The organism is Caballeronia mineralivorans PML1(12), assembly GCF_001028175.1.
Classification (GTDB): domain Bacteria; phylum Pseudomonadota; class Gammaproteobacteria; order Burkholderiales; family Burkholderiaceae; genus Caballeronia; species Caballeronia mineralivorans.
In genome coordinates this window covers 1-318 of sequence record NZ_AEJF01000336.1, presented here as the reverse complement: position 1 = coordinate 318, position 318 = coordinate 1, and the positions used below count along the sequence as shown (strand labels likewise).

Here is a 318-nt window from a genome sequence, read left to right as displayed (position 1 = left end):
CCTGTAATCGTTGACAGATATCTTCCACCACCAGCATGTTCTCGCGCTGGTTTTTATCATCCGCCATCAGCCACTCTCCTAACTGCTGCGCCTGCTTATCATCAGGATTATTTGCTACTGTTCCCGCCAGCGCTTCAGTACGCAGCGCTTTGTCACGCCGCCGCCATAACCGTTCCGGTGAAGAGCCAAGAAAAGCATTTTCGCCATCAAAGGCCATGTAAAAATGGTAGCAATTCAGATTCAGTCGACGACTGGCAGCCATCATCGCCGCCGCGTTGACCGGACTTGCGAAATGCAGGTCAGTTGCCCGAGCGAGCA

Annotated in this window: 1 protein-coding gene; it reads right to left on the bottom strand. The window is 53.1% G+C overall.

The window, feature by feature from the left end; translation table 11 throughout:
* Positions 1-318, bottom strand: a 318-nt coding sequence (locus EOS_RS42920; RefSeq protein WP_047898332.1) for a chorismate-binding protein, incomplete at both ends; no start/stop codon positions are given.